The organism is Burkholderia sp. MS455, from assembly GCF_016899445.1.
GTDB classification, from domain to species: domain Bacteria; phylum Pseudomonadota; class Gammaproteobacteria; order Burkholderiales; family Burkholderiaceae; genus Burkholderia; species Burkholderia pyrrocinia_C.
Genome location: NZ_CP041778.1, coordinates 2,764,187 through 2,782,983 on the forward strand (window position 1 = coordinate 2,764,187; position 18,797 = coordinate 2,782,983).

The 18,797-nt window shown below is 67.6% G+C and carries 21 protein-coding genes; 14 read left to right on the forward strand and 7 right to left on the reverse strand.

Going from position 1 to position 18,797, the window contains the following annotated elements; all coding sequences use genetic code 11:
* Positions 1-168: 168 nt before the first annotated feature.
* The 7 genes from FPJ27_RS16725 (at position 169) to denD (ending at position 7,057) form a co-directional block, all read left to right on the forward strand.
* A complete protein-coding gene (locus FPJ27_RS16725) occupies positions 169-873 on the forward strand; it encodes an FCD domain-containing protein (protein WP_204421865.1) in 705 nt (234 codons plus the stop codon).
* Between the two features lie 61 nt (positions 874-934).
* On the forward strand, positions 935-1,825 hold the full coding sequence (gene ltnD / locus FPJ27_RS16730) for an L-threonate dehydrogenase (RefSeq protein ID WP_096473522.1): 891 nt from the start codon (positions 935-937) through the stop codon (positions 1,823-1,825).
* Between the two features lie 19 nt (positions 1,826-1,844).
* On the forward strand, positions 1,845-3,131 hold the full coding sequence (gene otnK, locus FPJ27_RS16735) for a 3-oxo-tetronate kinase (protein WP_204421866.1): 1,287 nt from the start codon (positions 1,845-1,847) through the stop codon (positions 3,129-3,131).
* Positions 3,131-3,769: an aldolase gene (locus FPJ27_RS16740; protein ID WP_204423238.1), complete on the forward strand. Its 639-nt coding sequence runs from the start codon at positions 3,131-3,133 to the stop codon at positions 3,767-3,769. Before otnK ends, FPJ27_RS16740 begins: the two co-directional genes overlap by 1 nt.
* Before the next feature lie 121 nt (positions 3,770-3,890).
* The gene (locus FPJ27_RS16745; protein WP_072444473.1) at positions 3,891-5,216 is read left to right on the forward strand and encodes an MFS transporter; all 1,326 of its coding nucleotides are present in this window, start codon (positions 3,891-3,893) and stop codon (positions 5,214-5,216) included.
* Positions 5,217-5,280: 64 nt separating this feature from the next.
* On the forward strand, positions 5,281-6,057 hold the full coding sequence (otnI, locus tag FPJ27_RS16750) for a 2-oxo-tetronate isomerase (RefSeq protein WP_072444475.1): 777 nt from the start codon (positions 5,281-5,283) through the stop codon (positions 6,055-6,057).
* 28 nt (positions 6,058-6,085) lie between these two features.
* The gene (gene denD, locus FPJ27_RS16755) at positions 6,086-7,057 is read left to right on the forward strand and encodes a D-erythronate dehydrogenase (RefSeq protein ID WP_072444477.1); all 972 of its coding nucleotides are present in this window, start codon (positions 6,086-6,088) and stop codon (positions 7,055-7,057) included.
* A 68-nt stretch (positions 7,058-7,125) separates the two neighbouring features.
* Here denD and FPJ27_RS16760 read toward each other — a convergent pair whose 3' ends face one another.
* From FPJ27_RS16760 to FPJ27_RS16770, 3 genes are read right to left on the reverse strand one after another with little or no spacing between them, the layout of a single operon-like run.
* Positions 7,126-8,214: a lysylphosphatidylglycerol synthase domain-containing protein gene (locus tag FPJ27_RS16760; RefSeq protein WP_072444479.1), complete on the reverse strand. Its 1,089-nt coding sequence runs from the start codon at positions 8,212-8,214 to the stop codon at positions 7,126-7,128.
* The gene (hpnI, locus tag FPJ27_RS16765; RefSeq protein ID WP_204421867.1) at positions 8,211-9,380 is read right to left on the reverse strand and encodes a bacteriohopanetetrol glucosamine biosynthesis glycosyltransferase HpnI; all 1,170 of its coding nucleotides are present in this window, start codon (positions 9,378-9,380) and stop codon (positions 8,211-8,213) included. The genes FPJ27_RS16760 and hpnI overlap by 4 nt, the downstream gene beginning before the upstream one ends.
* A 51-nt stretch (positions 9,381-9,431) precedes the next feature.
* A complete protein-coding gene (locus tag FPJ27_RS16770) occupies positions 9,432-9,782 on the reverse strand; it encodes a hypothetical protein (RefSeq protein WP_072444481.1) in 351 nt (116 codons plus the stop codon).
* Positions 9,783-10,061: 279 nt separating this feature from the next.
* Between FPJ27_RS16770 and FPJ27_RS16775 the strand changes: the two genes are divergently transcribed.
* From FPJ27_RS16775 to FPJ27_RS16785, 3 genes are all read left to right on the forward strand, one after another.
* Positions 10,062-10,721 carry a response regulator gene (locus FPJ27_RS16775; protein ID WP_072444482.1) on the forward strand — a complete coding sequence of 220 codons (660 nt, stop codon included), beginning with the start codon at positions 10,062-10,064 and terminating at the stop codon, positions 10,719-10,721.
* Positions 10,718-12,181: an ATP-binding protein gene (locus FPJ27_RS16780; RefSeq protein WP_204421868.1), complete on the forward strand. Its 1,464-nt coding sequence runs from the start codon at positions 10,718-10,720 to the stop codon at positions 12,179-12,181. Before FPJ27_RS16775 ends, FPJ27_RS16780 begins: the two co-directional genes overlap by 4 nt.
* A gap of 69 nt (positions 12,182-12,250) precedes the next feature.
* Positions 12,251-12,778, forward strand: coding sequence for a cytochrome b (locus FPJ27_RS16785; RefSeq protein ID WP_072444486.1), 528 nt, complete (start codon positions 12,251-12,253; stop codon positions 12,776-12,778).
* Between the two features lie 266 nt (positions 12,779-13,044).
* Here FPJ27_RS16785 and FPJ27_RS16790 read toward each other — a convergent pair whose 3' ends face one another.
* Both FPJ27_RS16790 and FPJ27_RS16795 read right to left on the reverse strand, forming a co-directional pair.
* Positions 13,045-13,320, reverse strand: coding sequence for a DUF4148 domain-containing protein (locus FPJ27_RS16790; protein WP_204423240.1), 276 nt, complete (start codon positions 13,318-13,320; stop codon positions 13,045-13,047).
* A 71-nt stretch (positions 13,321-13,391) separates the two neighbouring features.
* Complete coding sequence (locus tag FPJ27_RS16795; RefSeq protein ID WP_204421869.1) at positions 13,392-13,736, reverse strand: DUF4148 domain-containing protein; 345 nt, start codon at positions 13,734-13,736, stop codon at positions 13,392-13,394.
* Positions 13,737-13,952: 216 nt separating this feature from the next.
* Between FPJ27_RS16795 and FPJ27_RS16800 the strand changes: the two genes are divergently transcribed.
* Complete coding sequence (locus FPJ27_RS16800) at positions 13,953-14,642, forward strand: aspartyl/asparaginyl beta-hydroxylase domain-containing protein (RefSeq protein ID WP_204421870.1); 690 nt, start codon at positions 13,953-13,955, stop codon at positions 14,640-14,642.
* An 18-nt stretch (positions 14,643-14,660) separates the two neighbouring features.
* Here the strand turns inward: FPJ27_RS16800 and FPJ27_RS16805 are convergent, their stop codons facing one another.
* The gene (locus FPJ27_RS16805) at positions 14,661-15,608 is read right to left on the reverse strand and encodes a LysR substrate-binding domain-containing protein (protein WP_204421871.1); all 948 of its coding nucleotides are present in this window, start codon (positions 15,606-15,608) and stop codon (positions 14,661-14,663) included.
* A 76-nt stretch (positions 15,609-15,684) separates the two neighbouring features.
* Here FPJ27_RS16805 and FPJ27_RS16810 point away from each other — a divergent pair, with 76 nt between their 5' ends.
* The 3 genes from FPJ27_RS16810 (at position 15,685) to FPJ27_RS16820 (ending at position 17,721) form a co-directional block, all read left to right on the forward strand.
* Positions 15,685-16,083, forward strand: a complete 399-nt coding sequence (locus tag FPJ27_RS16810; RefSeq protein ID WP_204421872.1) for a nuclear transport factor 2 family protein — start codon at positions 15,685-15,687, stop codon at positions 16,081-16,083.
* A 138-nt stretch (positions 16,084-16,221) separates the two neighbouring features.
* A complete protein-coding gene (locus FPJ27_RS16815; RefSeq protein ID WP_204423241.1) occupies positions 16,222-16,491 on the forward strand; it encodes a MoaD/ThiS family protein in 270 nt (89 codons plus the stop codon).
* A gap of 81 nt (positions 16,492-16,572) precedes the next feature.
* Positions 16,573-17,721 (forward strand): exo-alpha-sialidase, encoded by a 1,149-nt coding sequence (locus FPJ27_RS16820; protein WP_204421873.1) that lies wholly within the window; start codon positions 16,573-16,575, stop codon positions 17,719-17,721.
* A 45-nt stretch (positions 17,722-17,766) separates the two neighbouring features.
* On the opposite strand, the gene FPJ27_RS16825 is transcribed toward FPJ27_RS16820, so the two are convergent.
* Positions 17,767-18,729 carry a LysR substrate-binding domain-containing protein gene (locus tag FPJ27_RS16825; RefSeq protein ID WP_204421874.1) on the reverse strand — a complete coding sequence of 321 codons (963 nt, stop codon included), beginning with the start codon at positions 18,727-18,729 and terminating at the stop codon, positions 17,767-17,769.
* Positions 18,730-18,797: the final 68 nt, after the last annotated feature.

Genomic DNA, 18,797 nt, shown 5'->3' on the forward strand with positions numbered 1-18,797 from the left:
TCCCCGACCGACCGTAGAACGACACGAAATCGCGCCGGTTTCGACTCTTTTGGAACCGGTTTCAGTCGATTTGACCGACGTTGTATGCCGTAGATCGAGGGTTATTCCGGATGCTTCACTTCGCTCAAATTTGTATGATGACCACATCACCTTACAAACCAGAGCGCCATGTTCGAGAAAATTCCCGCCCGCGCGATGAGCGATCACGTCGCGCAGCAACTGCTCAAGCAGATCGAAGTCGGCAGTTTCTCGGCCACCGGCAAGCTGCCGACCGAAGCCGTGCTCGCGCAGGAATTCGGCGTGAGCCGCACCGTGATCCGCGAGGCGATCTCGCGGCTGAAGAACGAGGGCGTGGTCGAGCCGCGCCAGGGCAGCGGCGTGTACGTGAACCAGCACGGCGCGATCCGGCCGCTGCGGATCGACTACGCGGAAGCGGTCGAAGCGAGTTCGCTGCCGCACCTGCTCGCGGTGCGCCGCGCGATCGAGGCTGAAGTCGCGGCCGAAGCCGCGCTGCACCACTCCGCCGACGACATGGCCGACATCGACGACGCGCTGCGCAAGATCGACGATGCCGTCGCCGAAGGGCGCGACGGCGTCGCGGAAGACGTCGCGTTCCACCGCACGATCGCCGCCGTCACCGGCAACCCGTATTTCCTGAAGACACTGCAGTTCCTGAACCAGTACCTCGAAGCCGGCGTGAAGGTCACGCGCAGCAACGAGGCGACGCGCGAGGATTTCTCGCGCCAGGTGCGCGACGAACACGCGGCGATCGCCGACGCGATCCGCGCGCGCGACCCGATGGCCGCGCGCAACGCGGCGCGCACGCACATGTACAACGCCGCCCGCCGTCTCGCGGAAGCCGGCATCTGCTGAAGCCGGCGGCGCCTGCCGCCGCCGTTGTCCCGAACCTCTCCCGAATCGATCAAGGTTGACCATGTCACGAAATATTGGAGTCATCGGCCTCGGCGCGATGGGCCTCGGCGTCGCCCGCTCGCTGCTGCGCGCAGGCTTGCGCGTGCACGCGTGCGACGTGCGCGACACCGTGCTGCAGGCGTTCGCTGCCGAAGGCGGCATTGCCTGCGCGACGCCGGCCGAACTCGGCGCGCAGTGCGACGTCGTCGTCACGCTCGTCGTCAATGCCGCGCAGACGGAAACGGTGCTGTTCGGCGAGCACGGCGCGGTCGCGGCGATGAAGCCGGGCGGCGTCGTGATCGCGAGCGCGACCGTCGCGCCCGAATTCGCGGTCGCGCTCGGCGCGCGCATCGAGGCCGCCGGCCTGCAGATGCTCGATGCGCCCGTGTCGGGCGGCGCCGCGCGCGCGGCATCGGGCGAGATGACGATGATGACGTCGGGCCCGGCCGCCGCGTACGCGGGCTGCGAGGACGTGCTCGCCGCGATCGCCGGCAAGGTCTATCGCCTCGGTGACGCGCACGGCATCGGCTCGAAGGTGAAGATCATCAACCAGTTGCTGGCCGGCGTGCACATCGCGGCAGCGGCCGAGGCGATGGCGCTGGGCCTGCGCGAAGGCGTCGATGCCGACGCGCTGTACGACGTGATCACGCACAGCGCCGGCAATTCGTGGATGTTCGAGAACCGCGTGCCGCACATCCTGAACGGCGACTACACGCCGCTGTCGGCCGTCGACATCTTCGTGAAGGATCTCGGCCTCGTGCTCGATACCGCGCGCCGCAGCAAGTTCCCGCTGCCGCTGTCGGCCACCGCGCACCAGATGTTCATGAGCGCGTCGAGCGCCGGCCACGGCGGCGAAGACGATTCCGCCGTGATCAAGACTTTCCCCGGCATCACGCTGCCGCCCGCCCGCTGATTCGAACGAAGTTCCCGCCATGACCGCATCCGCTTCCCGTCCCCTGCTCGGCTGCATCGCCGACGATTTCACCGGCGCGACCGATCTCGCGAACATGCTCGTCAAGAGCGGCATGCGCACCGTGCAGACGATCGGCGTGCCCGCCGGCGATGCAACGCTCGACGCCGACGCGATCGTCGTCGCGCTGAAGTCGCGCACGATCCCCGCGGCCGATGCCGTCGCGCAATCGCTCGCCGCATACGAATGGCTGCGCGCGCAGGGCTGCCGGCAGTTTTTCTTCAAGTACTGCTCGACCTTCGACTCGACCGACGCGGGCAACATCGGGCCCGTCGCCGACGCGCTGCTCGATGCGGCCGGCGGCGGCTTCACGATCGCGTGCCCGGCGTTCCCGGAGAACGGCCGCACGATCTATCGCGGCCACCTGTTCGTCGGCGACGTGCTGCTGAACGAATCGGGCATGGAGAACCATCCGCTCACGCCGATGAAGGACGCGAACCTCGTGCGCGTGCTGCAGCGGCAGACGAAATCACCGGTCGGCCTGATCCGCTACGACACGATCGCGCTGGGCGCGGCTGCCGTGCGCGCGCGGATCGACCAGCTGCGCGCGGAAGGCGCGCGCTTCGCGATCGCCGACGCGCTGTCCGACCGCGATCTCTACGTGCTCGGCGAAGCCTGCGCGAGCCTGCCGCTCGTCACCGGCGGCTCGGGCGTCGCGCTCGGCCTGCCCGCGAATTTCCGCCGCGCGGAGCAACTGCCCGAGCGCGACAACGCGGCATCGCTGCCGCGCATCGACGGACTGTCGGCCGTGCTCGCCGGCAGCGCATCGAAAGCGACCAATGCGCAGGTCGCCGCGTGGCGCGCGACGCGGCCGAGCTTCCGCATCGATCCGCTCGCGGCGGCGCGCGGCGAGCCCGTCGTCGATGAAGCGCTCGCCTTCGCGCGCGCGCACCTGCCGCAGCCGGTGCTGATCTACGCGACCGCGACGCCCGACGAAGTGAAGGCCGTGCAGCAGGCGCTCGGCGTCGAGGCGGCCGGCCATCTCGTCGAAAGCACGCTCGCGGCGATCGCGAAGGGCCTGCGCGGACTCGGCGTGCGCAAGTTCGTCGTCGCCGGCGGCGAGACGTCCGGCGCGGTCGTGCAGGCGCTCGACGTGAAGTCGCTGCAGATCGGCGCGCAGATCGATCCGGGCGTGCCGGCCACGGCCACCATCGATGCGCAGCCGCTCGGCCTCGCGCTGAAATCCGGCAACTTCGGCGCAACGGACTTTTTCGACAAGGCGCTGCGCGCGCTGGACGGAGCCGCATGATGAGCCACGAAGCGAAACTGCGCGAAGAGATCTGCGTCGTCGGCGCGAGCCTGTATGCACGCGGCCACGCGGTCGGCAGCGCCGGCAACATCAGCGCGCGCCTGCCCGACGGCTGGCTGATCACGCCGACCGACGCCTGCCTCGGCCGGCTCGACCCGAACGACATCGCGAAAGTCGGCTTGGACGGCCAGCCCGTATCGGGCGGCAAGCCGTCGAAAACGCTCGCGCTGCATCGCGGCATCTACGCGCGCAACGCCGAAGCGAACGGCGTCGTCCACACGCATTCGACGCACCTCGTCGCGTTGACGCTCGCGGGCGTGTGGCACGACACCGACGTGCTGCCGCCGATCACGCCGTACTACGTGATGAAGGTCGGCCACATTCCGCTGATTCGTTACCGCCGCCCGGGCGACCCGGCCGTCGCGGCCGAAGTCGCGGCGCTCGCCGACCAGGTGCGCGGCGTGCTGCTCGACCGTCTCGGCCCCGTGATGTGGGGGCCGTCGGTGTCGCACGCGTCGTATGCGCTCGAGGAGCTCGAGGAAACCGCACGGCTGTGGCTGATGACGAACCCGAAGCCCGAGCCGCTTTCCGATGCGGCGCTCGACGAACTGCGCCAGACCTTCGGCGCGCGCTGGTAACGCGGCGCGCACCCCGTACCGATTCCCATGCCCGCCGTGTGCGCGGGCCCTTCCGTCAGCACACACAAACGATCCGGCGGCGTACGCGCCGCCGGCACAAGACATCCCTGGAGACACGACGATGACTGCTCTCGACGCGGCCGCAGGCCGCTCGCCCGCCGCGCCCGCCCATGCGGCCGAACTCGACCGCACCTACAAGAAAGTGTTCTGGCGCATCGTGCCGTTCCTGATGCTCTGCTACGTGGTCGCGTATCTCGACCGCGTGAACGTCGGCTTCGCGAAGCTGCAGATGTCGCAGGATCTCGCGTTCAGCGAAACCGTGTTCGGCCTCGGCGCGGGGATTTTCTTCCTCGGCTACTTTCTGTTCGAACTGCCAAGCAACCTGCTGATGCACCGCCTCGGCGCGCGCATCTGGATCGCGCGGATCATGATCACGTGGGGCCTGCTGTCCGCGCTGTTCGCGTTCGTGAAGACGCCGACGCAGTTCTACGTGCTGCGCTTCCTGCTCGGCCTCGCGGAAGCCGGCTTCTACCCCGGCGTGATCCTGTACCTCACGTACTGGTTCCCGTCGCACCGCCGCGCGAAGATCATCGCGGTGTTCATGTCCGCGATCCCCGTGTCGGGCATCTTCGGCAACCCGCTGTCGGGCTGGATCATGGAGCGCTTCCACGGCGGCTCGGGCTTCCACGGCTGGCAATGGATGTTCATGATCGAAGCCGTGCCGGCCGTGCTCGTCGGCATCGCGACGATCCTGTATCTCGACAACAGCATCCGCGGCGCGAAGTGGCTCGACGAGCGCGAGAAGCAGCTCCTCGAAGACGAAATCGCCGCGCAGCCGCAGGAACAGCAGCAGCACGGCCATTCGCTGAAGGCCGTGTTCTCGGACCCGCGCATGTGGTGGATGTCGCTGATCTACTTCGCGTTCGTCACGGGCCAGTACGGCCTCACGTTCTGGATGCCGACGCTCGTGAAATCGACCGGCATCACCGATACGCTCCAGATCGGCCTGCTGTCCGCGATCCCGTTCGTCGTCGCGATCGTCGTGATGAACCTGTTCGGCCACAGCGCGGACAAGCGCCGCGAACGCCGCTGGCACCTGATCGTGCCGGCGCTGATGGGCGCGGCCGGGTTTGCGGTCGCCGCGTCGTACTCGCACAATACGGCGGTGTCGATCGTGTTCCTGTCGCTCGCGGCAGGCGGCGTGCTGACCTGCGCACCGCTGTTCTGGTCGCTGCCGACCGCGTTCCTCGCGGGCTCCGCGGCCGCTGCCGGGATCGCGATCATCAACTCGGTCGGCAACCTCGCCGGTTTCGCGAGCCCCTACGTGATCGGCTACCTGAAGGACGTCACGCACAGCACGTCGTCCGGCATGTACGTGCTGGCCGCCATGCTCGTGATCGGCGCGATCGCCGTGTGGCTCACGCCCGCGAAACTCGTGAACCGCTGAACCGGCCACCATTCGACGCGGGGCGCGGTACGCCCCGCCCCATTCATTCACAGGACCCGCTGCCATGCCACGCTTCGCCGCCAACCTCTCGATGATGTACAACGAGCACGCGTTCCTCGAACGCTTCGCCGCTGCCGCCTACGACGGCTTCAAAGCCGTCGAGTACCTGTTCCCGTACGACTTCGCGGCCGAGGACATCCGCGCGCGCCTCGACTCGCACAACCTCGAACAGGCGCTGTTCAACGCGCCGCCGGGCGACTGGGCCGCGGGCGAACGCGGCATCGCGTCGCTGCCGGGCCGCGAGGACGAATTCCGGCGCGGCATCGACCAGGCGCTCGACTATGCGCGCGTGCTCGGCAACAAAAAGCTGCACGTGATGGCCGGCATGGTCGCGCCGGGCGCCGACCGCGCACGCCATCGCGACACCTACCTGTCGAACCTGCGGCATGCGGCGCAGGCCGCCAACGCACGCGGCGTCACGATCCTGATCGAGCCGATCAACCAGCGCGACATGCCCGGCTATTTCCTGAGCCGCCAGGACGACGCGCAGGCGATCTGCGCGGAAGTCGGCGCGCCGAACCTGAAGGTGCAGTTCGACTGCTACCACTGCCAGATCGTCGAAGGCGATCTCGCGATGAAGCTCAAGCGCGATTTCGCGGGCATCGGCCACATCCAGATCGCGGGCGTGCCCGAGCGCCACGAGCCGGATCTCGGCGAACTCAACTACCCGTACCTGTTCGAGCTGATCGACGCGCTCGGCTACGACGGCTGGATCGGCTGCGAATACCGCCCGAAGGCCGGCACGTCGGCCGGCCTCGGCTGGATCAAGCCGTACCTGTGATTCACGTAATCCGAAGAGGATAAAGAACATGAAAGTACTGATCACCGGCGGCGCCGGCTTTCTCGGCCAGCGCCTCGCGCGCAAGCTGCTCGAGCGCGGCGAACTGACCGGCCCCGACGGGCGGATCGGCAAGATCGACGAACTGGTGCTGCTCGACGTCGTCAAGGGCAGCGATTTCGGCGACGCGCGCGTGACGTCGATCGTCGGCGACATCGCCGATCGTGCGGTGCTCGAAAGCGCGATCGACACGCAGACGGGCGCGATCTTCCACCTCGCGGCGATCGTCAGCGGCCAGGCCGAAGCCGATTTCGATCTCGGCATGCGGATCAACCTCGACGCATCGCGCATGCTGCTCGACGTGTGCCGCGCACGCGGCCACCAGCCGCGCGTCGTGTTCACGAGCTCCGTCGCGGTGTATGGCGGCGCGCTGCCCGACGTCGTGCAGGACGACACCGCGCTGAACCCGCAATCGTCGTACGGCGCCGAGAAGGCGATCGCCGAACTGCTGCTGTGCGACTACGCGCGGCGCGGCTTCGTCGACGGCCGCGTGCTGCGGCTGCCGACCATCAGCGTGCGGCCCGGCCGCCCGAACGCGGCCGCGTCGTCGTTCGCGAGCGGCATCATCCGCGAGCCGCTGAACGGCGAGGAAAGCGTGTGCCCGGTGCCGGGTTCGACGCGGCTGTGGCTGCTGTCGCCGCGCGGCGCGATCGACGCGCTCGTCGCGGGCTGCGAGATCGACAGCGCGAAGCTCGGCAACAAGCGCGTAATCAACCTGCCCGGCCTGTCGGTGTCGGTCGACGAGATGATCGAAGCGCTGCGCGAAGTCGCGGGCGACGACGTCGTGAAGCTGATTCGCCATGCGCCCGACGAGGGGGTCGAGAAGATCGTCGGCAGCTGGCCGGGCCGCTGGGACACGACGCGCGCGGAAGCGCTCGGGCTGAAGGGCGACACGTCGTTCGCGGACGTGATCCGCAGCCATATCGCCGACGAACGGCGCTGATTCACGCGCCGCGGCGCGTGGGCGGATGCGTGCTCGCCCGGGCACGCACACATCGTCGTCGGGCCGCGTCAGCGCGGCCTGGCGGATTCCTCGATGCCCGGCGACGCGCGCTTCGTGCCGCCCGGCCGGTTCGCCGAACCGGCCGCCCACTGCCACGCCAGCAAGCCCGGCAGATAGAACAGCAGATCGCGCACGCGGCGGGCGCCGGCCAGCGCGAGACAGGTCGGCGCGTCGAACCCGAGCAGCCCGCCGATCAGCACGAACCCGCCCTCCTGCACGCCCAAACCGCCCGGCATCACGAACGCGATGCTGCTCACGAGCTGGATCAATGCCTCGATCGCGAGCGCCTGCGCAAAGGTCGGATCGGCGCCGAGGAAATAAAGCGCGAGCCAGATTTCCAGCGCATAACCCGCAAACTGCAGCGTCTGCCAGATCCCCAGATAGCGCACGACGATGCCGGTCTTTCTCCAGATCATCCGGATCGACTGATCGGTGCGTGCCGATTCGCCGACCAGCGCGACCACCTTGCCGCTCGTGATCCGGTTGACCGCTCGCATCGCACGCTCGAACGGCCGCGCATGCTGCACCAGCGCGAACAGCAGCAGCACCGGCACCAGCGCGGCCATGCCGATGGCGAGGTGCGCGGCCACCTGCGCGGCGTCGGACGACACGTGTTCGAGCACATAGCCGATCGCGATCAGCGCGAACACCAGCTGGCTGATCAGCGTGAGCTGCATGTCGGCGACGAGGCTGGCCACGATGGTCGCCGGCCGCACGCCCGCCTGCCGCAGCAGCCCGAACGACACGATCTCGCCGCCGATCCGCGCGACCGGCAACAGGCCGTTGATCGATTCGCGGATCCACACGAGCTTCAGCATCGTCGCGAACGACGGGCGGCGCGGGCCGCGGATCAGCATCCGCCAGTCCCACGCATTCGCGAGCATCGGCAGGATGTGGGCCAGCGCGGCGACGAGCAGCCCGGCGCCGGCGATCCGCAGCCGGTGCAGGATCTCCAGCGGATGCTCGCGCCAGATCAGCCACACCGCGAGCGCCAGCCCGGCCAGCGCCGCCGCGCGTCCCGCATGTCGCAGCCGTGCGTCGTGACGCGCGGACACGCGTTCCGCGTCGGCTTTGGCGGTGTTCGTGTCCGTCGTCATGATTCACCCGCCGGCGACAGCAAGCCTTCCCGGTCGACGCGAAAGCGCGTGCCGCGCCAGACGACGTGCGACGAGAAGAAGCTCGCCACGAAGACCATGAACTGCAGCAGATCGACGAACGGCAGCCAGAGGGCGCCGCGCAGGCCGGCGCCGGTCGCACGGCTCGTTTTCAGCATCAGCAGCGCCCGCGCGGCGAGCGCCGCGACCGTCAACCAGCAGGCGGCCGGCGTACCGCCGGAGAACAGCACGGCCAGCAGCGCGAGCGGCACCGGGTGCATCAGCACCGACCCGGCATGACCGAGCCGGTCCGCCGCGCGGATCGTGCAACTCCAGCGCAATTCGTGCGCATACAACTTCGCGAACGTCTCTTCGACACAGGCATGCCCGACGACGAACGGCGGGATGACGACTTGCGCGCCCACCTGCCGCACCGCTTCGCCAAGCGCGTGATCCTCGGCCAGGTGATGCGCGAAACGCGCAAGCCCGCCGATGCGTTCGAGCGTCGCGCGCGTGATCGCAATTGTCTGTCCAAAGCATGGCCGTGCACGCCCGATGAAGAGCCCGGTAATCACGCCGGGCAGGAAATGGTAATTCGTCATCGCGACGGCGACGCCAGGCCAGAAGCCCGGCGACGCGACACCGCGATACACGCTCGTCACGATACCGACTTCCGGCTGCTGTAGCGCGCCGACGACCGCACGCAGATAATCGCGCCCGACCAGCACGTCGCTGTCGGCAAGACAAAGCACCGAATGCTCCGCATGTTCGAGCATGTTGACGAGATTCGCGACCTTGCGGTTCGGCCCGTACAGCCGCGCGTCGGCGACGACCTTGATGTTCGCGTCCGGGTAGCGCGCACGCAGCGTCTCGACGGCCGCGAGCGCCGCGTCGCCCGCATCGTGCACGCCGAACAGGTGCTGGACCGGCCCCGGATAATCCTGCACGAAGTAGCTTTCGAGATGCTGTACGATATCCCATTCGTCGCCGTGCAGCGGCTTCGCGACGGTGACGCCCGGATAATCGCGCGGCACCGCCGCCGCCCGGGAAAAGAACCTGCCGACCAGCACGCTGGCCGTGACCGTATAGGCAATGCCCAGCAACACGCCCAGCCCGCAGACGATCGACAGTGCCCCGGCCAGCGCGTGCAGCACATGCAGCAAAACCATGCTTCTCCCCAGTGGTGACCCGTACGACCGCAACCGGCCGCGCACGCGGGATCACCCGTGCACGCTGCCGTATCGATTCCCGTTGAGCCGGATATGAAGGACGACCAGCCGACGGTACGCGCAATCAGATGACACAACTACCGTGCGGCGATCGATTCCGGTCACGCGCACGTATCCGCACGCGACTGCGGCCCTGAACGCCGCATCGGCAAGCTTGCGGGCCGAAAGGATCGCGGTCGCAACCGCGACGACGGTCCACACGCGAAATGTCATCGTCGTGAAAAACGCTTCGGGTACGCGCAATGCAAGCAGCGAAACCAGCACGAAACACTGAACGAACATGCCGGCCAGCGCGGCGATCAGCAGGTGGGCGCGCCATCGCTCGATCGTCGAGGGTGCCATGAAGAATGAACCTCCCGTGCGGGCGACCCGGATCGATTTGAAATCAAACTGAAGGGTCGCGGATTCGTGGGCCGCTGCGTTCGGTCCGTGCCGAACGGCGCAAACCCGGGTCGGGGTCAGGGGGGAGAAATGTCGAGGCCGATAGTAGCGGGAATGCCGGCCGCAAACCTTAAGCGTTCTTCAGAATCGGACGATGTTTGAGATCGCTCAATTACAATCGGTTGCCTTGCACGCACAGTCGGGCTCGTACAATCGCATACACCTGCACGCGAATCGACCATGCGACTCCTCCTTGTTGAAGACGACGACCTGATCGGCAGCGGCCTCGAGGTCAGCCTGAGCCAGGCCGGCTATCACGTCGACTGGCTGCGCGACGGCCACGCGGCCGCCGCGGCGCTCGCGACGACGCGCTTCGCGCTCGTCGTGCTCGATCTCGGCCTGCCCGGCAAATCGGGAACGGAACTGCTGCGTGCGTTGCGCGATGCGGGCGATACGGTGCCGGTACTGGTGCTGACCGCGCGCGGCACCGTCGCCGACCGCGTGCGCGGCCTCGACGACGGCGCGGACGACTATCTCGCGAAGCCGTTCGAGCTGTCCGAGGTGCTCGCCCGCTGTCGCGCGCTCGTGCGCCGCTCGCAGGGCCGCGCCGGCGACGAGATCGTATGGCGCGACATCACGATCGACCTGACCACTCACACGGTGACACGCGATGCATCGCGCATCGCGCTCACCGCACGCGAATGGGCGATCCTGGTTCAGCTCGTCAGCCACCCGGGCAGCCCCCAGTCGCGCGCGCGTCTCGAGGACGGCCTGTACGGCTGGCAGGAAGGCATCGAAAGCAATGCGATCGAGGTCCATATCTCGAACCTGCGCAAAAAGCTCGGCGCGGAATTGATCCGCACCGTCCGGGGTATCGGCTACGTCGTCGACGCGCCATGATCTCGCGGTCGATACGACGCCGCGTGTCGGCGATGGCGCTCGGCTGCGTCATCGTCGTGTGGATCGTCGCCGTGTTCGGCAGCTTCCGGCACGCCACGCGCGAGATCGGCGAATGGGAAGACGCGCGCCTCGTCGAGTATGCGTCGCTGCTCGTCGGTCTCTCGCCGGCCGACCTCGCCCGCCTCGCCCGCTTTCCGCCCGACGCGCGCGTCGAACTGGCGCTCGGCGAATCAAGATCGGGCCCCGACAACGACGGCGATCGCCTGCCGCGCGACATGCTGTTCGAGGTGCGCGACGCGCAGAACCACGTCGTCGCATCGAACCTGCCGGCCGACGCCGCCGGCCTGCCCGATGCACGCGAACCGCGCGGCGCCCCCCGGACGATCGTCATCGGCGACACGCAATGGCGCACGCACACGCTGCGCGACAACCCGTCGGGGCGATGGATACGCGTGATGGAAACGCTCAACACGCGCAGCGATCTGGCGACCGGCATCGCACGCGGCATCGTCTTGCCGCTGATCGTCGCGCTCCCGGTACTGGCGCTCCTCCTCTGGTACCTGATCGGACGCAGTCTCGCGCCGTTGAAGACGCTGTCGACGCTGATCGGCGCGCGCGATGCGCGATCGCTCGAACCGCTCGGCATCGCCACCGTGCCGGAGGAAGTGCGCACGCTGGTCGACGCGATCGACCGCCTGCTGGCGAGGCTGCGGCAATCGATCGTGCGCGAGCGCGCGTTCACGTCCGACGCGGCGCACGAACTCAAGACGCCGCTGGCCGCGATCAAGGTTCAGGCCCAGGTCGCGATCGCGACCGACGATCCGGCGCGCAAGCAGCTGGCGATGCAGCGCGTCGTGCAAGGCGTCGACCGCAGCGCGCGCCTCGCCGAACAGTTGCTGCTGCTCGCGCGGCTCGACGAATACGAACGCATTCCGACGCGCGCCGTCGTCGTCCGCGAACTCGTCGACGCCGCCGTCGATCGCCATCTCGCGAAGGCGTCGGACAAGGCCATCGACATCGTGACCGGCGACGTATCCGAACGTGCGATCGATGCCGATCCGATCCTGATCGGCATCCTGCTCGACAATCTCGTCGACAACGCGATCAAGTACGGCCGCCGCGGTGGCCGCATCGAGCTCGGCGTGCACGACGATGGCGCGCTGCAACGCATCGTCGTGCGCGACGACGGGCCGGGCGTCGCTCCCGGCGAGCACGAACGGCTCGGCGATCGCTTCTATCGCGGCAGCGGCACGCAATCGCCCGGCAGCGGGCTCGGGCTGTCGATCGTCACGCGCATCGCGCAATACTTCGGCGGCACGGTGCAGTTCGAGCCCGGCATCGGCGGCCAAGGCCTTGGCGTCGTGGTCGCGCTGCCGTCGGCGAACGCGGCCGGATCGTTGCCGCGCAGTGCGCCGGCCAGCGAACACGACGACCGATCGCGCGCGATGCCGGGTGCTTAACGTTTCGTTAAGGATTCGCCCGTAGAATCCGCCGATATATTCGATTCCCGCCATTCGTCAGGAGTTTTCATGCGCACGCCCGCCCGATATGACGCAGTTGCACGCTTTCTTCACTGGCTGATCGTGGCGCTGGTCGTCGCGCAGTACGCGATCGGCTGGACGATGCCCGACGTGCATCGCGATACGCAACCGATCGGCCTGATCGCCGCGCACCTGATCGTGGGTACCGCGTTGCTCGCGGCGATGGCTTGCCGCGTGCTGTGGCGCGCGACGCATCGCCCGCCGGAAAGCGACCTGCCGCCCGCGATGCGCGCGCTGTCCGGCGTGACGCATTTCGCGATCTACGCGCTGCTGATCGCGGTGCCGCTGCTCGGCTGGATCAACGCATCGTCGCGCGCCTGGGCCGTGACGCTGGCCGGTGTCGTCCCGTTGCCGGCGCTGTCGGCGGCCGGCTCCGGATTCGGTCACGCGATGGGCGACGTGCATGGCATCCTCGCATGGGTACTGTTTGCCGGCATTTGCCTGCACGTGGCAGCCGCGCTGGCGCACCGCTTCGTGCTGCGCGATCAGGTCGTGCAGCGCATGATGCCGTGGTGATAGCCTCCCCTTGTTTCAGGGCATCATCGCCGGCATGAACCGGATTGTTCCGGTTCTCGATATCGTCTGCATTCCCGTTCATCGTCCGATAAACCTGCCCGCTCATCGGGATCGGTTGACGAGATGATCGCGACGCCGCGCGAAGCGGCGTGCGATGAGCGGCATGGCAGCCGGCGCCCTTCGGCCACGTCGAGCGGCGCGAAGGGCGCGCGGATTGCCGTACCGCGAACACGACGGCCAGAAGCCACACACGTACATATCGACACCTAGTTGCTGGTTTGAGCAGGCATACCGGGGGCCGGCGCATGCATGGCGGCGGCCGCCTGCCGGGCCCGATCCTGCTCGGCGAGCTTCGCTTCCGCGGCCTGGATGTCCGCCGGATACTCGCCGTCGTCTCCCTTCGCCGGGTCATACCCGGCCGCTTCCAGACGCATCAGCTCGTCGCGAACCTGCGCGCGCGTCAACGGTGCAGCCGATTGCGCGAATGCCGACTGACCGGCGATCATTCCGATCATTGTCAGTACTGCGATATATGTCTTCATCATCAACTCCTTCAATGTTCCGTATCGATCAACCGTGGTGAATGCCGAACCTGCGGATGCAGGCCGGTTTGTCAGCTTCCGAAATAGATCGTGCAGAAGCTCGCGGGGCCGACGCATGCGGCCGGACGTTGGCGCGGCGACATCGCCGCCGGTTTGCCGGCTTCCGATGAAACGGCTGGATCGCTGCCGACCGCCGTGCTGGACTGACGCTGCGGCATCTGTTCGACCTGCCGCTGGAAGAGCGGGCTCACGTCCGGATACGACGTATCGGTCACGAAGCGCAGCCCGTTGTTTTCGGCGTCGATCAGTTCCTGCCTGACCTGCGCTCGAGTGAGTTCCTGTGCCGACGCTTGCGTCGCGATACCCGCGACAGACATCGCCACCACCGTGGCGGCCACCAGCCAATGCTTGTTCATGTTCCGCTCCTTCTGAAGTCAACGAGACGATGTGCTACACCCGTATGACGACGGAGGGGGGTCGTTTATTCCCGCGCGCCGTGGCTCGCGCCGCTTGCGTCGGCCCGTCATCGAACTGTCATTCTTTCGTCAGACGGCGTAACCTGACGTAACGCAGCGCCCGTCGCGCTTCGGGCAGACTGACGCCACCTCATACGGATCGCCCATCGATCGACCATGTCCGTCGCTTACGACTATGCAGCCGGCCTGCTCCGCACGCTGTACGACCGCCATATCGACGGCGGCGCGGTGCTCGATACGGCCGCGTTCCCGGACGCCGAGCGTTTCATGCGCGCGTGGCCTGCGATCCGCGCGGAAGCGCTCGCGGTGGCCCGCGACATGCCGCGTATCCCGCGCTTCCACGAAATCATGCGCGAGCAGTACGACATCTCGGCCAACGATGCGCGCGACTGGCGGATGTTCATCATGCAGGCGTACGGCCAACCGTTCCCGCGCAACCTGTCGCGCTGCCCGACCGTCGCGTCGATCGTCGCGGCGTCGCCGGACGTGCTGTCCGCATCGTTGTCGTTCCTCGCGCCGGGCAAGCACATCCCGCCGCATCGCGGGCCGTTTCGCGGCATCCTGCGCGGCTATCTCGTGCTGTCGATGCCGAAGCGCACGGACGGCACGCCGGCCGCCGTGCTGAAAGTGGATGGCCGCGAATACCGGCTCGACGAAGGCCGCTTCCTGCTGTGGGACGATACGTTCGTGCACGAGGCGTGGAACGACAGCGATAAAGTGCGGATCGTGCTGCTGCTCGATATCCGCCGGCGCGGGATGCCGCGCTTGCTCACGTGGCTGTCGAATGCGGTGATCGGCGTCGTGCGGCTCGGAATCCGGGTGCGGGGGCGGTCGATTCCGGTTTAGCGAACCGTTCGATCGCAATCAACCCTCGCGCGCGAGACGCGTCAGAACCTCTGCGAGCGCTTGAATCGCGGGTTGCGCGGCGCGCTGCACCGGATAGACGAGGTAATAGCCGAGACCGTTGCGCACCACATGGGGAAACGGTGCGACCAGCGTTCCTGCTTCCAGCCGATCGGCCGCGATCCGCGGATCGCCGATCGCGACGCCGTGCCCCTGGGCAGCCGCCGTCAATGTCAGTTCGAGCGTATCGAATACGAGGCCCGTGCCCGGGTCGATCCGCGTCGCGCCGACGGCATCCAGCCAGCATCGCCATTCGTCGCGATTGCGCGCGGGATGCAGCAGCGTCACATGCGCGAGGTCGGCGATCGACTTCAGCGATGCTCCGGTCTCGCGCGTGCACATCGGCGTGAGGCACTCGTCGAACAGCGGAATCGCCGCCATTCCCGCCCAGCTTCCGGTGCCGCGCACGACGATTGCATCGAAATCGGCGTCGGCGAAATCGGGCATGTCGTCCGCCGACGTGTGAATACGCAGCTCGGTCCGCGGCAACGCATGATTGAGCGCCGAAAGCCGCGGCAACAGCCAGCGGATCGCGAACGTGGAAGGCAACCGCACCGTGAGGGTCGACATGCCGTGCGCGTGCGCGTGGGCATGCGCGTGCCGCGCGAGCTGCGTGAGTACGTCGACGGCTACCGTGAGCAACGCGCCGCCCTCGGTGGTCAGTGTCAACCCCGAGGGACGTCGCACGAACAACGCACATCGGTAGTGCGCTTCCAATTGCTGCACCTGCCGGCTCACGGCGCCCTGGGTCCGGCACAAATGCTCGGCTGCCCGGTTGAAGCTGCCGAGTTCGGCAGCGGCGACAAAGGCCTGGAACGCGGTCAGCGGCGGCAGCGCACGCGTGAGGTCCGCCAGCGGATATGCGCGGGCTGCATACCCGGGTTGCGGATTTTTCGTTTGTTCGGTCATCGCTGCATCGCTATCGTGGTTGAGCCGATCGCACTCGCGGTCGCGGATAGCTCTCGACAATCAGCGGAGAAATACCATGGTCTCGTCGTCCGACGCACTATACACGCGGCAGGTCGATACCTACCTGAAAACGCTCGAACACGGCGACGTCGCCGCGATCTGTGCGCTGTTCACGCCCGATGCGCGGATATTCTCGCCGTTTCTCGGCTGGATGGCACCGCGGCCCTTCTTCGACAAGGTCGCGGCGGCATCCGGACAGAGCCGCATCACGCCGATCGACATCTGCGTCAGCGCGACCGGCGCACGTCGGGCCACCGGCTATTTCGTCTACGACTGGGCGCTGAAGGACGGCTCCACGGTGCAATTCGAGTGCGTCGACGTGTTCGAATTCGACGACGACGCGCGCATCGAGCGCATGATCATCGTCTACGATACGCATCCGATCCGCAGCACGGTCGGCGACAAGTACGCGTAAGCGCAGACGTACCGACACGTACCGATACGCACCGCCGTCTGCTGCACCGCAATGCCGCAAACCACGAAACGGATCGCCTACACTACAGAACCGACGATGCCGCCCACGCCCCGCACGGCTCGCTTCCGGTTACCCGCCATGGCTCATCTCTTCTTCGCCGCGTCGATTCAGCGGCATATCGAAACGCCCGAGCGCGACGTCGATGCGCGTTCGGTCGGCGAAGCGTTCGAAGCCGTCTTCAGCGAGCAGCCGCGACTGCGCGGCTACATCGTCGACGACCAAGGCGCGCTGCGAAAGCATCTCGCCGTGTTTATCGACGGCCGGCCGATACGCGACCGCGAACATCTGTCGGATGCGCTCGGCAACGCGAGCCGCGTATATGTCGTGCAGGCGTTGTCGGGCGGCTGAGGGTCGTACCCGCCAGCGAACATGTATGGAACCCGGGACAAGCGCTGAAGCGCCGACACGGGTCGACAGGAGACACTCGACATGAATGACCGATTGCTCGTCGCCACCCGCAAGGGCCTGTTCGTTCTTCATTCCGACAAGAACGGCGGCTGGACGCTCGGCGAACCGCATTTCGTCGGCGAACCGGTCAGCATGGCACTCGCCGACCCGCGCGACGGAACGCTGTACGCCGCGCTCAACCTCGGCCATTTCGGCGTGAAGCTGCATCGCAGGCGAGCGGGCGCCACCGACTGGGAAGAATGCGCAGTCCCCGTTTATCCGCCGCAGCCTGCCGACGAACCGCCCGCCAGCGCCGTCGCACGTGCAGGCACGGTCGACGCTGACGACGAGCCCCCCAGCCCGCCACAGCCGCCCTGGACGCTTCAACAGATCTGGTCGCTCGAAGCCGGCGGCGCCGACGAGCCGGGCGTACTGTGGGCCGGCACGATACCCGGCGGGCTGTTCCGCTCCGACGATTACGGCGACTCGTGGGTGCTCAACCGCCCACTGTGGGATCGCCCTGAACGCGCCGAGTGGGGCGGCGGCGGGTACGACGCGCCGGGCATCCATTCGGTGATGGTCGATCCGCGCGACAGCCGGCACGTGACGGTCGGCATCTCGTGCGGCGGCGTCTGGCAGACCGCCGACGGCGGCGCGACCTGGCGCGTGACCGCCGACGGCATGGAAGCCGACTACATGCCGCCCGAACGGCGCGGCGAGCCCAACGTGCAGGATCCGCACCGCGTCGTGCAGTGCGCGGCCAACCCGGACGTGCTGTGGACGCAGCATCACTGCGCGATCTTCCGCTCGACCGACGGCGGCGGGCACTGGCGGCGGATCGAGGCGCAGCCTTCGAGCTTCGGCTTCGCGGTCGCCGTGCATCCGGACGAACCGGACACGGCGTGGTTCGTGCCGGCCGTGAAGGATGCCTGCCGGATTCCGGTGAACGGCCGGTTCGTCGTCACGCGTACGCGCGACGGCGGCCGCAGTTTCGAGAGTCTGTCGAACGGATTGCCGGCCGCGCCCGCGTACGACCTCGTGTACCGGCACGGGCTCGCGGTGGACGATTCCGGCACGCGCCTCGCGATGGCGTCGACGACCGGCGGGTTATGGACGTCCGGCGACGGCGGTGAAAACTGGCAGATGGTGTCGGCACATTTGCCGCCGGTGTATTGCGTCAGGTTCGGGTGACGGCGTAAGGCGGGCAACCGGAGCCCGACACTCGCGGGTTCGCGGTCACTCGCCGGATCGCGCGTCGACAGGCTCATCGGCGCGGCGGTCGCCCGGCGCCATCCGCGCCACCGCCGCACGCGTGTGCGCGATTTCCGCTTCGAGCCAGTCGAGGAACCGCCTGACCTGCGGTTCGCGTTCCCGCCCGGGGCGACACAGCGCGACGAAGCGTGCACCGTCGAGCCGCACCGACGGCTCGATCGGCATCAAAGCACCGCGCTCGACGTGCTCGGCGACCAGCACCGAACTCAACAACGCGACGCCCTGACCATGCAACACGGCCTGCAACGCGTACTGCTCGTCGTCGTAATGCCGGAACACCGCGCGTTCGAGCCACGCCTCGCGATTGGCAGCGCGACACCACGACACCCAGTCGATCGACACCGGCAGCGGCGTATCCCACACGGTCTCGATCAAATCGAGACGCTCGTCCGAACGATGCGCATCGAACCCGGCAGCCGCATACGCGCCGAAATACTCGTCGATCAGCGCGATCTCGTGCAGCGCCGGGAACGTGCGTGACGTCGCGCGAATCGCGAGATCGATCCGCGCGTCGCGTTCGAGATCGGTGAGCGCGTTGCCGGTTTCGACCGTGATGTTCAATTGCGGATCGACGCGACGGAACCGGCCGAGGCGCGGAATCAGCCACATCGCGGCAAATGCGGGCGTGGTGGTCAGCACGAGCGTGCGCTCGTCGGCCGCTTCGGGCCGTACCGCATCGAGCCCGCGGCTCAGCGCAAGCAATGCATCGTGACTCGCGCGAAACAGCCGCTCGCCCTCCGCCGTGAGCCGCACGCCGCTCGCGCCGCGCTCGAACAGCAGCACGCCGAGCCGGCTTTCGAGCGACTTGATCTGGTGCGACACGGCGGCCGGCGTCACGGACAATTCGTCCGCGGCGGCCTTGAACGTGCCGAGCCGCGCCGACGACTCGAATACACGCAATGCGGTCAGGGGAATTTTCGAGAACACGGGGCCTCGCGGGCCGGATGCGGCCGGGTTGAATTCGATTCAATCGGGGTGAGATTAGGTGAATTGAA